Below are 13243 nucleotides of genomic sequence, written 5' to 3' on the forward strand. Positions count from 1 at the left end.
ATCTCCGGCGAACCCGAGGTCTCCGTCGGCTGACCCGACCGAGACTTCGAGCACGCCGATTCCACCGGCGGTTCACGACGACCCGAGGCCCGTGACGGGCCTCGGGTCGTTCCGTCACCGGGCCCCGCCGTCCGATGCCGAACTTCCTCGACGGCGGCCCCCCGTTGATCGTCCCTGATCAGGAGCGCGCGGCGACGAGCCGACAGGTACAGTGCGGAGATCAGTAGCCCGTACGGTGAGGCCCCCGTTCTCGTGTTGACTCAGACCACCACCAAGGTCCTGGAAGCCGGTGACCCCGGTGTGCTTGCCGCCGCCCTCGAGATTCTCGAGCGCGAGCCGGTGAACAACGCTTTCGTCGCCGCCCGGGTCCACGTCGCGGGCCTCGACCCGTGGCGCCTCGGTGGCGAGATGTGGGGCTGGTACGCCGACGGAAGGCTGCGCTCGCTCTGCTACGCCGGCGCGAACCTGGTGCCGATCTGCGCCACCCCCGATGCGGTACGCGCTTTCGCCGACCGGGCCCGCCGGGCCGGCCGTCGCTGCTCCTCCGTCGTCGGACCCGCCGAGCCGACCGCGCTGCTGTGGAAGCTGCTCGAACCCAGTTGGGGCCCGGCCCGCGAGGTCCGCTCCCACCAGCCGCTGATGGTCACCGACCGGATGCCGCACGACATCGAACCCGACCCGGGCGTCCGCCGGATCCGCAAGGACGAGATGGACGTGATCATGCCGGCCTGTATCGCCATGTTCACCGAGGAGGTCGGAGTCTCGCCGATGGCCGGCGACGGCGGACTCCTCTACCAGGCGCGAGTCGCCGAACTCGTCGGCTCCGGACGCTCGTTCGCCCGCATAGAGAACGGCCGAGTGGTCTTCAAGGCCGAGATCGGCGCCGCGACTGCCGGCGCCTGCCAGATCCAGGGCGTCTGGGTCGCACCCGAGTACCGCGGCCAGGGCCTGTCCGTCCCGGGCATGGCGGCCGTACTGCGCTACGCCCTCGCCGACGTCGCGCCGGTGGTGAGCCTGTACGTGAACGACTTCAACACCCCCGCCCGCGCCTCGTACCGCAGAGTGGGCTTCCGGGAAGTCGGCGCGTTCATGAGTGTGCTCTTCTGAGCCGCCGGGCGTGCGTGGCCCTGAAGCCCCATTGACCTCCCTGAGCGGCCAGTAGGGTTCCCCCATGACAGACGTAGCCGCCGCGATCGAGCCGCTCGACCTCGCCGCACACGTCGACGAGGCGCTCGCCGTGCAGGCCCTCGCCTTCGGCCTCAGCGACGACGAGGTCGAGGTTCGCCGACAGATCGTGCTGCGCCACATCGGCTGCCCCGGAGCCCGCGCCCTAGGTGCCACGAACTCAGAGGGCCGCCTGGTCGGCTTCGTCTACGGCATGCCCAACGACCGCGCCCACTGGTGGTCCACGGTGGTCGAGCCGTACCTGCGGGGCCTCGACAGCGACGACTGGCTCGACGACTCCTTCGTCATCACCGAACTCCATGTCCATCCACGCCACCAGAACCGCGGCATCGGACGCGCGCTGATCACCACGATCACCGACTCCGCCGACGAGCCCCGCTCCATCCTGTCGGCCATCGACACCGAGAGCCCGGCCCGCGGCCTGTACCGCTCGCTCGGCTACGACGACCTCGCCCGCCAGGTGATTTTCCCCTCCGCGCCCAGGCCGTACGCCGTGATGGGAGCCCCGCTGCCGCTGCGCCGGCACTGAACGGATTACCGCCCCCGGCCGGGGCCCGGCTAACCTCCTGGCTATTCACAGGTTTCCACGCAGGAGTTCACCATGGCCCAGGTCCAGCGCATGTCCCGCTTGATGATCAAGACACTGCGCGACGACCCGGCGGACGCCGAGACGCTCAGCCACAAGCTGCTCGTCCGCGCCGGATACGTGCGCCGGAACGCGGCGGGCATCTGGACCTGGCTGCCGCTCGGCAAGAAGGTCCTCGAGAACGTCACGCGCGTCGTCCGCGAGGAGATGGACGCGATCGGCGGCCAGGAGGTCCTGCTGCCGGCTCTGCTTCCCAAGGAGCCCTACGAGGCGTCCGGCCGCTGGGAGGAATACGGCGACCTCCTGTTCCGGATCAAGGACCGCAAGGGCGGCGACTACCTCCTCGGCCCCACCCACGAGGAGATCTTCACCCAGACCGTCAAGGACCAGTGCACGTCCTACAAGGACCTGCCGGTGATCCTCTACCAGATCCAGACCAAGTACCGCGACGAGGCCCGCCCGCGCTCCGGCGTGCTGCGCGGGCGCGAGTTCCAGATGAAGGACTCGTACTCGTTCGACGCCACTGACGAGGGCCTCGAGCAGGCGTATGCGCTGCATCGCGAGGCGTACCAGAAGATCTTCGCTCGCCTCGGCCTCGACTACCGCATCTGCTCCGCCGTCTCCGGCGCGATGGGCGGCTCGGCCTCCGAGGAGTTCCTGGCCCCGGCCGCGGCCGGCGAGGACACCTTCGTCGACTGCCCGGCCTGCGACTACGCGGCCAACACCGAGGCCGTCACCTTCGCCCTGCAGCCCGTCGAGGGCCAGGACCATCCGGCGATCGAGGAACTCGACACCCCGGACACCCCCACCATCGAGACCCTCGCCGCGCACCTCGGTGTTCCCGCGTCGGCCACTCTGAAGAACCTTCTGGTCAAGGTCGACGGCGAGATCGTCGCCGTGGGCGTCCCCGGCGACCGCGAGGTCGACCTCGGCAAGCTCGGCGAGCAGCTGGCCCCCGCCGTCGTCGAGCTCGTCACGGCCGAGGACTTCGAGGGCCGCGACGACCTGGTGCGCGGCTACGTCGGACCGCAAGGCCTGGAGAAGGTGCGCTACATCGCCGACCCGCGAGTGGCCCCCGGCACCTCCTGGGTCACCGGGGCCAACAAGCCCGACACCCACGCGAAGAACGTGGTCTGCGGCCGGGACTTCGAGGTCGACGACTATCTGGACGTGGTCGTCGTCGAGGAGGGCGACCCCTGCCCGAACTGCGGCGCCGGCGTGAAGCTCGACCGGGCGATCGAAATCGGCCACATCTTCCAGCTGGGTCGCAAGTACGCCGACACCTTCCAGCTCGACGTGCTCGGCAAGGAGGGCAAGCCGGTCCGCGTGACCATGGGCTCGTACGGCATCGGCGTCTCGCGGGCCGTCGCCGCACTCGCCGAGCAGTCCGCCGACGAGCAGGGCCTCTGCTGGTCAGCGGAGGTGGCGCCGGCCGATGTGCACGTCGTCGCCGCGGGCAAGGCCGCGCAGACCGAACTGGCCCTCGAAGTCGCCGAGAAGCTCGGCGCCGCGGGCGTCCGGGTCCTCGTCGACGACCGTGCCGGCGTCTCGCCCGGGGTGAAGTTCACCGACGCCGAGCTGATCGGCGTGCCCACCATCCTGGTCGCGGGCCGCCGCACCGCGGAGGGCGTGGTGGAGCTGAAGGACCGCCGCACCGGCGAGCGCGAGGAGCTGCCGGTCGCCGAGGCGATCGCCCGCGTCACGGCCTGACGCACCCCGCACGGCGAACGGCGGGTGTCCCGGCTTCCCGGGACACCCGCCGTTCGTACGGGGCCTCAGTCGTACGGGGCCTCAGTCGTACGGGGCCTCAGTCGTACGGGGCCGGCGGCGTGCGGCCACGTCGCTCGTACGGGTGTCCCGGCCGCTCAGAGCCAGGCGGCGAACTCGAGCAGCAGCTCCGCCCGCGACCGCCGGCCTTCGCGCCGAGCGACGAGCGCGTTGTCCACGGCACGGAACAAGGTCCAGCCGCGCAGCCGGTCACGGTCCACGTCGAGCGAGTCCGCCAGCCTGTTCACCCGCCTGCGGGCCGTCGAGGCGCCGCTGCTGGACGCCACCAGGTCGTCGAGGCGGTCGAGCGCGGGCCGGGCCAGTTCGTACGCCCGCTCGCCGACCACGGGCACCGGGCCCACCGCCAGCCAGTGGGTCCGGTCGCCGGCCAGTGCCTTGCCCTGGTGGAACTCGCCGTGCAGCAGCAGTTGTTCGGCCGGGTGGGCCAGTAGTTCGGCCCGTGCCTCGAGCGCCGATGTCGCCAGTGGCCGGATCTGTTCGTCCACGGTGGCCATCGCCTTCGCAGGCCCCTCGGTGCGCTGGAGAACCGTCTCGAACCCGTGGTCGGCGGGGGGCTCGACCCACAGCCTGCGCACCACACCGGCGGCCTCGAGCAGCGCCTTCGCCTCCGGCAGGGAGCGCAGCGTGACATCGGGCTGCAGCCGCTCCAGGAGCAGCGCGCCGGGCACGCTCGAGTCGAGGAGCCGGCAGGCGCCGTGCCCGTCCCAGTGGACGAGCGCTTTCGCCTCACGTTCCGGAAGTGCCTGCGGAGGCGCCAGCTTCAGTGCGGCCGGGGTGCCGTCGGCGCGACGCACCAGAACCACGACACTGGAACGCCCGCCCGGCAGCTGCACCCGCTCCACGCTCAGACCGAGCAGCCCGGTGGCCTCCCGCACCAGCTCCGGCACCCGGGCCGGCCAGTGGGCACCGTCTCCGGGAGCGGCGTCCGTGGCGTCGCCGAGCGCCCGTACCAGCCGTGCCGGTGCCTCGAATTCCATCCGCGACATGCGCGCTGTGCTCCTTTCGGCCTGCTCGGTCCTGCTGTCCGGCTCGCTCAGGCCCTGCCCGCCGGGTCGGGCGCGGCCGCGCTGCCGGATGCCGCGCCCCGTTCGTTCGTCGGACCGTCCGTCGGGCCGCTGGTCGGGGTGGCGCTCGGGCTCGGTGCCGTGGACCGTTCCGCGAGCCCGGGGAAGGCTACGCTGCCGCCGCGCCAGCGCGCCGCGCGGACGGCGGCCTCCCGCAGCGCATCGGCCGCGGCCGCACGCCGCTCGCCCTCGGCGGTCCGCACCAGGTCCGCGTACACACCGGCCACCCGGTCCTCGAGTTCCGCGGCGAGCCGGGCCGCGGCCCCGGCGTCCGGGACGGGGAAGGGCAACGCGTAGGCCGCGGCGGCCTGTTCGGGGGACTCGCCCAGATCGCGCACGGTGCGCCGCAGGCCGTCCCGCCGGGACCGGTGCGCGTCGTAGGCGGAACGCGCCTCGCCGCGGCGATCCTCGCCGATGCGGCCACCGACCACCCCGTAGCCGTACACCGCGGCGTGCTCGGCGCGCAGTGCCGCCTGACAGGCCGCGATCACCTCGGCGCTCACTTGTCCCCCTCGGTCAACAGGTAGGCGTGGGCGTCACCGGCGGCGGCGACGGAGGCGAGCAGCCGGGCCCGTTCGCCCGGGGCGTCCTCGAGCACCTTGCGGCGCCGGCCTGCGAGTTTCTGCTCGGCCGCGGCAAGGGTCCGCAGCGCCTCCTTCTCGTCGGCCGGTACGTCGAAGGAACCGGACCCCGGCGACGCCGCAGCGGACGGTGAACCCGACACGGGTGGCGGCTCCGGAGTGCTCGACGGTCCGCCGGACGCGGAAGCGGACGGAGACGCCGAGTCGTCGGACGGCCCGGCGTCGAAGGCGTCCGCATGCTGCAGCGTCTCGGTGCGCAACTCCCGCAGCCGTCCGGTGAGCCCGGGGTGCGCGGCGATCACGGCGTCGTAATGCGCGGCGAGCCGCCGGCTGTCGAGCGAGGCACGCGCGCGTGCCCGGCGTTCCGCGGAGGGCCGCTCGTCGTCGGACCCCGCCCCGCCGCCCGAGCATCCGACGAGCAGCGCGGTACCGGCCGCCGTGGCGAGCAGGCTCCTTCTACGCGGCCCAGTGCGGGGCGGCGGCGAATTGGTGAACGGCACGGCAGGCGTCCTCGTGGGCTCGTGACCAGCAGCAACGGCAGGGCTCGGGAAGGGCTGCGAACGGCACATCGGGCGCGGCCCGGCCCGCGATCACCGTACCTTCGGCCGGGCCTCGCACAGTCCAGCGGCTCGTACGACCGGCACAGACGTCCACAGGTGGCCGTCTCGGTACAGGTGGACGGCAACACCCCTGGCGACCGGATACCCTTTCACCTGACACGCGACGAGACCACAACAGCACACGCGGCCGAGGAGTCACCCGGATGAGCACCACCCAGAGCGAGAGGCTGCGCGGACTCGTAGAACCGCTGGTCAGCTCCAAGGATCTGGACCTCGAAGAGATCACCGTGACCCCGGCCGGAAAGCGGCGTGTGCTGCGCATCGTGGTCGATGCGGACGACGGCGTGCAGCTCGACACCTGCGCCGAGCTCAGCCGCGAGATCTCCGAGCAGCTGGACACCACCGACGCGATGGGCTCGGGCGAGTACGTCCTCGAGGTGACATCGCCCGGAGCGGACCGGCCACTGACCGCGCACCGGCACTACGTCCGTGCGACGGGCCGACTGGTGAAGTTCCGGCTGACCGAGCAGGCCGGCTCCGGCGAGCTCGTCGCCCGCATTCTCGAAGTGGACGAGGACGGGCTCGACCTCGAAGTACCCGGCGTCAAGGGCCGCAAGCCCACCACGCGGCGGCTCGCCTTCGCGGACATCGACCGCGCGCGCGTGGAGGTCGAGTTCAACCGCAAGGAAAACAACTCCAAGAACAACACGAACAACGAAGAGGAGGCGTAGCCGTGGACATCGACATGAGCGCCCTCAGGGGCCTGGTCCGTGAGAAGGAGATCTCCTTCGACCTGCTGGTCGAGGCGATCGAGTCGGCCCTCCTCATCGCCTACCACCGCACCGAGGGAAGCCGCCGCCACGCGCGCGTGGAGCTCGACCGCCACAGCGGACATGTGACGGTCTGGGCGAAGGAGGACGCCGCCGACCTCGAAGAGGGCCAGGAGGCCCGCGAGTTCGACGACACCCCGTCCGGCTTCGGACGCATCGCGGCGACGACGGCGAAGCAGGTCATCCTGCAGCGCCTGCGTGACGCCGAGGACGACGCGACGCTCGGCGAGTACGCGGGCCGCGAGGGAGACATCGTCACCGGCGTCGTCCAGCAGGGCCGCGACCCGAAGAACGTCCTGGTCGACATCGGCCGCCTCGAGGCGATCCTGCCGGTCCAGGAGCAGGTGCCCGGTGAGACGTACCCGCACGGCATGCGCCTGCGCAGCTACGTCGTACGCGTGGTCAAGGGAGTGCGCGGACCGTCCGTCACGCTGTCGCGCACCCACCCGAACCTGGTGAAGAAGCTCTTCTCGCTCGAGGTCCCCGAGATCGCGGACGGATCGGTGGAGATCTGCGCCATCGCGCGCGAGGCGGGCCACCGCACCAAGATCGCCGTGCGCTCCACCCGCTCCGGCCTGAACGCCAAGGGCGCCTGCATCGGCCCGATGGGCGGCCGGGTGCGCAACGTCATGGCGGAGCTCAACGGCGAGAAGATCGACATCGTCGACTGGACCGACGACCCGGCCGACATGGTGGCGAGCGCTCTCTCGCCGGCCCGTGTCAGCAAGGTCGAGGTCGTGGACCTCGCCGCCCGCTCCGCCCGGGTCACGGTGCCGGACTACCAGCTGTCGCTCGCCATCGGCAAGGAGGGCCAGAACGCCCGCCTGGCCGCCCGGCTGACGGGCTGGCGTATCGACATCAGGCCCGACACCGAGCAGCCGGACCCCGCCGACGACGATCGCTGAGGTCCGGTCGGAAGGTCTCCGGGACCGACGGAGCCTTCGCGGACCGGCGAGTGAACGCAAAGATCCGGTCGAAGATCACCTGGATCAGGACGACCGATCGTGAAAACAGCCGTTCGACTTCTGCCCCAATGGGGTGAGGTCGGTACGGGGAGGTAGACTTGAGCGTGTCTGGCCGGACGCCCGCCCGAGCATGCCCTGAGCGCACATGTGTGGGGTGCCGGGAGCGAGCGGCCAAGAGAGATCTGTTGCGCATCGTGGCGATCGAGGGCGTATGTGTCCCCGATCCTCGCGGTACGCTGCCCGGCCGGGGTGCCTATGTGCATCCCGCCCTGGTCTGTCTCGACCTGGCGGTCCGCCGCCGAGCGTTCTCCCGGGCCTTCCGAGTCCGGAGTCCGCTCGACACCGCGGATCTGAACCGGTATGTCGAGCAGGCGACACCGTAAGACATGCCGTACGGAACCCCGTGCGGCTTGGTACCTCGCGAGTCGGAAGTAGGTCGAGATTGCGATGAGCACTCGATGAGTACGCGATGAGTACGCCCATGAAGTAGCGACGGTCCGGCGTAACCCGGACCTAAAAGGAGCGAAGTGGCTAAGGTCCGGGTATACGAGCTCGCCAAGGAGTTCGGCGTAGAGAGCAAGGCCGTCATGGCCAAGCTCCAAGAACTCGGGGAGTTCGTCCGTTCGGCGTCTTCGACGATCGAGGCGCCCGTAGTACGCAAGCTGACCGACGCGTTCGAGCAGGGCAACGGCTCCGGCAAGTCCGGTGCGAAGCCCGCGGCCCCGCGCAAGAGCGCGGCGCCGAAGCCCGCGTCCCCGTCGGCACCGTCCCCCGCGCAGGCAGCACGACCTGCCGCGCCCAAGCCCGCACCGGCCCCCAAGCCGGCTGCGGCAGAGACACCGGCGGCCGAGAAGCCCGCCGCGGAGACTCCCGCGGCGGAGAAGCCGGCAGGCCCGCGTCCGACGCCGGGCCCCAAGCCCGCGCCGAAGCCGGCGCCGGCTGCTCCGGTCCAGTCGGAGTTCACCGCACCGCCCGCCGCGCCGTCCGGCCCCAAGCCCGGCGCGCGTCCCGCGGCGCCCAAGCCCGGTGGCCGTCCGGCCCCCGGTCAGGGTGGCCAGGGTCAGGGCCAGGGTGGTCAGGGCCAGGCCCGTCCCGGTGCTCCGCGCCCCGGTGGCGAGCGTGCCCCGCGTCCCGGCGGACGGTCCTCGGGCCCCCGTCCGGGCAACAACCCGTTCACGTCCGGCGGCTCCACCGGTATGGCGCGCCCGCAGGCGCCCCGTCCCGGCGGCGCCCCGCGTCCCGGTGGCCAGGGTGCGCCCGGCGGCCCGCGTCCGCAGGGCGGCGGCCAGGGTGGGCCTCGCCCCCAGGGTCAGGGCCAGGGCGGCGCCAACCGCCCCTCGCCCGGCAACATGCCCCGTCCGCAGGGAGCGGGCCCCGGCGGCCCCCGTCCCGGCGGCGGTAACCGTCCGAACCCGGGCATGATGCCGCAGCGTCCCGCGGCCGGTCCGCGTCCCGGTGGTGGCCCCGGCGGTGGCCGTGGCCCCGGTGGCGGCGCTCGTGCCGGTGGCGGCGGTGGCGGCGGCGGTCGTCCCGGATTCGCCGGTCGTCCCGGCGGTCCCGGTGGCGGTGGCGGCGGCTTTGCCGGTCGTCCCGGTGGCGGTGGCGGCTTCGCCGGTCGTCCCGGTGGCGGCGGTCGTCCCGGATTCGGTGGACGTCCCGGCGGTCCCGGTGGCCGTGGTGGCACGCAGGGCGCCTTCGGTCGTCCCGGCGGTCCCGCGCGTCGTGGCCGTAAGTCGAAGCGGCAGAGGCGCCAGGAGTACGAGGCCATGCAGGCCCCGTCGGTCGGCGGCGTGATGCTGCCTCGCGGCAACGGCGAGATGGTTCGCCTGTCGCGCGGTGCCTCCCTCACCGACTTCGCCGAGAAGATCAACGCCAACCCGGCGTCGCTGGTCGCGGTGATGATGAACCTCGGCGAGATGGTCACGGCCACTCAGTCGGTCTCCGACGAGACCCTGAGCCTCCTCGGCGATGAGATGAACTACACGGTTCAGATCGTCAGCCCCGAGGAGGAGGACCGCGAGCTGCTCGAGTCCTTCGACATCGAGTTCGGCGAGGACGAGGGTGGCGAGGAGAACCTCGTCGCGCGTCCGCCCGTAGTGACCGTCATGGGTCACGTCGACCACGGTAAGACCCGCCTCTTGGACGCGATCCGCAAGACCAACGTCCTCGCGGGCGAGGCCGGCGGCATCACGCAGCACATCGGTGCGTACCAGGTCGGCGCCGAGGTCAACGGCGAAGAGCGTCGCATCACCTTCATCGACACCCCGGGTCACGAGGCGTTCACCGCCATGCGTGCCCGTGGTGCCAAGTCGACCGACATCGCGATCCTCGTGGTGGCGGCCAACGACGGTGTGATGCCCCAGACCATCGAGGCGCTGAACCACGCCAAGGCGGCCGAGGTGCCGATCGTGGTCGCGGTCAACAAGATCGACGTCGAGGGTGCCGACCCGACCAAGGTGCGCGGTCAGCTCACCGAATACGGCCTCGTGGCCGAGGAGTACGGCGGCGAGACCATGTTCGTCGACATCTCCGCCAAGCAGGGCGAGAACATCGACTCCCTGCTCGAGGCCGTGGTCCTGACCGCGGACGCCTCGCTCGACCTGCGGGCCAACCCGGAGCAGGACGCGCAGGGCATCGCGATCGAGGCCCACCTGGACAAGGGCCGCGGCGCCGTCGCGACCGTCCTGGTCCAGCGCGGCACGCTGCGCGTCGGTGACACGATGGTCGCCGGTGACGCGTACGGCCGAGTCCGCGCGATGCTCGACGACAAGGGCGAGAACGTCGAGGTCGCTGAGCCCTCGACGCCGGTCCTGGTCCTCGGTCTGACCAACGTCCCGGGCGCGGGTGACAACTTCCTGGTGGTCGACGAGGACCGTACGGCCCGTCAGATCGCCGAGAAGCGTGCCGCCCGTGAGCGCAACGCCGCGTTCGCCAAGCGCACCCGCCGGGTGTCCCTCGAGGACCTCGACAAGGTGCTCAAGGCCGGCGAGGTCGAGCAGCTCAACCTCATCATCAAGGGCGACGCGTCCGGTTCGGTCGAGGCTCTCGAGTCCTCGCTGCTGCAGCTGGACGTCGGCGAAGAGGTCGACATCCGCGTGCTGCACCGCGGTGTGGGTGCGGTCACCGAGTCGGACATCGACCTGGCCATGGGCTCCGACGCCATCGTCATCGGCTTCAACGTGCGTGCCGCAGGGCGTGCCACGCAGATGGCCGAGCGCGAGGGTGTGGACGTCCGGTACTACTCGGTCATCTACCAGGCGATCGAGGAGATCGAGGCGGCCCTCAAGGGCATGCTCAAGCCGGAGTACGAAGAGGTCGAGCTCGGCACGGCGGAGATCCGCGAGATCTTCCGCTCGTCCAAGCTGGGCAACATCGCCGGTGTGCTGGTCCGCTCCGGCGAGGTCAAGCGCAACACGAAGGCGCGTCTGCTCCGCGACGGCAAGGTGATCTCCGAGAACCTCACGATCACCGGTCTGCGCCGCTTCAAGGACGACGTCACCGAGATCCGCGAAGGCTTCGAGGGCGGTATCAACCTCGGAAACTTCAACGACATCAAGATCGACGACGTCATCGCGACGTACGAGATGCGCGAGAAGCCGCGAGGCTGATCACGCGGTAGGCCGGGGCCGGTCGACGGGAGAATTTCCGTCGATCGGCCCCGGTCGTTCCGTGTACGGTTTGGATGTCCCTGCCAAGTGGTTGGCGGGGCACCGATCCCGTACCGGCGGGTCATCCGGGTGACCATGTATGTGGGGACTCTGTCCTTCGATCTGCTCCTCGGCGACGTACGGTCCCTGAAGGAGAAGCGCTCCGTCGTCCGGCCGATCGTCGCCGAACTGCACCGGAAGTTCTCCGTGAGTGTGGCGGAGGTCGGTGTGCAGAACCTTCATCGCAGGGCCGAGATCGGCGTGGCGATGGTGTCCGGGGAGACCGGGCATCTCTCGGACGTACTGGACCGGTGCGAGCGGCTGGTCGCCGCCCGACCGGAAGTGGAACTGCTGTCGGTGCGTCGGCAGCTCCACGGTGACGACGACTGAGTGCCGACGACCGAGAGCCGACGGCTCACGGCCGACGGCGACCGGCACGAATGCGCGTGGTCGCAGCCGTGCCGACGCACCGACCTGACGACGCACGTAGGAAAGCAAGTAAAAGGGAGACGGACCAGTGGCCGACAACGCGCGGGCGAAGAAGCTGGCGGACCTCATCCGAGAGGTGGTCGCCGAGAAGCTGCAGCGTGGGGTCAAGGACCCGCGCCTCGGTTCGCATGTGACGATCACCGACACCCGGGTCACCGGCGACCTGCGGGAGGCGACGGTCTTCTACACGGTCTACGGCGACGACGAGGAGCGGGAGAACGCCGCCCGTGGCCTGGAGAGCGCCAAGGGTGTGCTGCGTTCCGCGGTGGGCGCCGCGGCCGGTGTGAAGTTCACGCCGACCCTGGCGTTCGTGGCGGACGCGCTGCCGGAGAACGCCAAGACCATCGAGAACCTGCTCGACAGGGCACGGGCGTCCGACGCCAAGGTGCGCGAGGTGTCCTCCGGCGCCGACTACGCCGGTGAGGCGGACCCGTACCGCAAGCCGGGTGACGACGAGGCCGGCGACGAAGCCGAATGAGCAAGCAGAACACGAGGGCCGGCCGGCACGGTGAGCGCGGGCCGGCCTCCGGCACGGGTGGGGGCGGTCCGGCCGACGGGCTCGTCATCGTCGACAAGCCGTCCGGTTTCACCTCGCACGACGTCGTCGCCAAGATGCGCGGCATCGCCAGGACGCGCCGGGTCGGTCATGCGGGAACGCTCGATCCGATGGCGACCGGTGTGCTCGTCCTCGGCGTCGAACGGGCGACCAAGCTTCTCGGTCACCTCGCGCTGACCGAGAAGGAGTACCTCGGCACGATCCGCCTCGGACAGAACACCCTGACCGACGACGCGGAGGGCGAGATCACCTCGTCGGCCGACGCCTCCGCGGTGACCCGCGAGGCCATGGATGCCGGGGTCGCGGAGCTCACGGGCGACATCATGCAGGTGCCGTCCAAGGTCAGCGCGATCAAGATCGACGGCAAGCGGTCCTACAAGCGGGCGCGGGAGGGCGAGGACTTCGAGATTCCGGCCAGGCCGGTGACCGTGTCCACCTTCACCGTGTACGACGTACGGGATGCGGTCGCGGAGGACGGAACGGCGGTCAAGGACCTGGTGGTCTCGGTGGTCTGCTCGTCCGGGACCTACATCCGTGCGCTCGCCCGCGATCTCGGCGCCGGGCTCGGTACGGGCGGTCATCTGACGGCGCTGCGGCGCACCAGGGTCGGCCCCTACGGGATCGACCGGGCGTACACCCTGGACCAGCATCAGGAGGAGCTGACCGTACTGCCGGCAGGCGACGCCGCGGCTGCGGCCTTCCCGCGGTGGGACGTGGACGCGCGCCGGGCCGAGCTGCTGCTCAACGGCGTGCGGATCGAGCTGCCCGAGGAGTACGGGTCGGGGCGGGCTGTCGCGGTGTTCGACCCCGAGGGGCGGTTCGTGGCGCTGGTCGAAGGGCTCAAGGGCAAGGCGAAGAGTCTGGCCGTGTTCGCCTGAGACCGGCGGGCTTCGCCTCTCCTGCCGGGTGGGTGCGTGGCCCGTAGCGCACGGATCCGTCGCCGGAATTCCGTGGAGCGGGCCGCCGGTGCCCGCTCCACGCTCCCCCTCCGT

13 protein-coding genes are annotated in these 13243 nt (G+C 71.2%); 10 read left to right on the forward strand and 3 right to left on the reverse strand.

All coding sequences use genetic code 11. The features are described 5' to 3' along the window. Positions 1-252: 252 nt before the first annotated feature. The 3 genes from DSC45_RS34080 to DSC45_RS34090 all read left to right on the forward strand — a co-directional run bounded on the left by DSC45_RS34080 (position 253) and on the right by DSC45_RS34090 (position 3481). Positions 253-1107 carry a GNAT family N-acetyltransferase gene (locus DSC45_RS34080; RefSeq protein ID WP_205571491.1) on the forward strand — a complete coding sequence of 285 codons (855 nt, stop codon included), beginning with the start codon at positions 253-255 and terminating at the stop codon, positions 1105-1107. 64 nt (positions 1108-1171) lie between these two features. After that, on the forward strand, positions 1172-1714 hold the full coding sequence (locus tag DSC45_RS34085; RefSeq protein WP_119295917.1) for a GNAT family N-acetyltransferase: 543 nt from the start codon (positions 1172-1174) through the stop codon (positions 1712-1714). A gap of 72 nt (positions 1715-1786) precedes the next feature. Next, positions 1787-3481, forward strand: coding sequence for a proline--tRNA ligase (locus DSC45_RS34090; protein ID WP_119295918.1), 1695 nt, complete (start codon positions 1787-1789; stop codon positions 3479-3481). Between the two features lie 155 nt (positions 3482-3636). On the opposite strand, the gene DSC45_RS34095 is transcribed toward DSC45_RS34090, so the two are convergent. The 3 genes from DSC45_RS34095 to DSC45_RS34105 are packed head-to-tail and all read right to left on the reverse strand — an operon-like array spanning position 3637 to position 5704. Further along, positions 3637-4536, reverse strand: a complete 900-nt coding sequence (locus DSC45_RS34095; protein WP_119295951.1) for an aminoglycoside phosphotransferase family protein — start codon at positions 4534-4536, stop codon at positions 3637-3639. Between the two features lie 56 nt (positions 4537-4592). Beyond that, positions 4593-5126, reverse strand: a complete 534-nt coding sequence (locus DSC45_RS34100; protein ID WP_119295919.1) for a ferritin-like domain-containing protein — start codon at positions 5124-5126, stop codon at positions 4593-4595. After that, positions 5123-5704 carry a hypothetical protein gene (locus DSC45_RS34105; RefSeq protein ID WP_119295920.1) on the reverse strand — a complete coding sequence of 194 codons (582 nt, stop codon included), beginning with the start codon at positions 5702-5704 and terminating at the stop codon, positions 5123-5125. Before DSC45_RS34105 ends, DSC45_RS34100 begins: the two co-directional genes overlap by 4 nt. A 263-nt stretch (positions 5705-5967) precedes the next feature. Here DSC45_RS34105 and rimP point away from each other — a divergent pair, with 263 nt between their 5' ends. From rimP to truB, 7 genes are all read left to right on the forward strand, one after another. Further along, complete coding sequence (gene rimP, locus DSC45_RS34110) at positions 5968-6495, forward strand: ribosome maturation factor RimP (protein ID WP_119295921.1); 528 nt, start codon at positions 5968-5970, stop codon at positions 6493-6495. A gap of 2 nt (positions 6496-6497) precedes the next feature. Next, the gene (gene nusA, locus DSC45_RS34115; RefSeq protein ID WP_119295922.1) at positions 6498-7499 is read left to right on the forward strand and encodes a transcription termination factor NusA; all 1002 of its coding nucleotides are present in this window, start codon (positions 6498-6500) and stop codon (positions 7497-7499) included. A gap of 164 nt (positions 7500-7663) precedes the next feature. Further along, positions 7664-7942 (forward strand): YlxR family protein, encoded by a 279-nt coding sequence (locus tag DSC45_RS34120; protein WP_119295952.1) that lies wholly within the window; start codon positions 7664-7666, stop codon positions 7940-7942. Between the two features lie 144 nt (positions 7943-8086). After that, on the forward strand, positions 8087-11167 hold the full coding sequence (gene infB / locus DSC45_RS34125) for a translation initiation factor IF-2 (RefSeq protein ID WP_119295923.1): 3081 nt from the start codon (positions 8087-8089) through the stop codon (positions 11165-11167). Positions 11168-11302: 135 nt separating this feature from the next. Next, complete coding sequence (locus DSC45_RS34130; protein ID WP_119295953.1) at positions 11303-11596, forward strand: DUF503 domain-containing protein; 294 nt, start codon at positions 11303-11305, stop codon at positions 11594-11596. A gap of 127 nt (positions 11597-11723) precedes the next feature. Further along, positions 11724-12173, forward strand: coding sequence for a 30S ribosome-binding factor RbfA (gene rbfA, locus DSC45_RS34135; RefSeq protein ID WP_119295924.1), 450 nt, complete (start codon positions 11724-11726; stop codon positions 12171-12173). Further along, positions 12170-13129: a tRNA pseudouridine(55) synthase TruB gene (truB, locus tag DSC45_RS34140; RefSeq protein WP_119295925.1), complete on the forward strand. Its 960-nt coding sequence runs from the start codon at positions 12170-12172 to the stop codon at positions 13127-13129. The genes rbfA and truB overlap by 4 nt, the downstream gene beginning before the upstream one ends. Positions 13130-13243: the final 114 nt, after the last annotated feature.

Origin of the sequence: Streptomyces sp. YIM 130001 (genome assembly GCF_003574445.1) — a bacterium.
Taxonomy (GTDB): Bacteria; Actinomycetota; Actinomycetes; order Streptomycetales; family Streptomycetaceae; genus Streptomyces.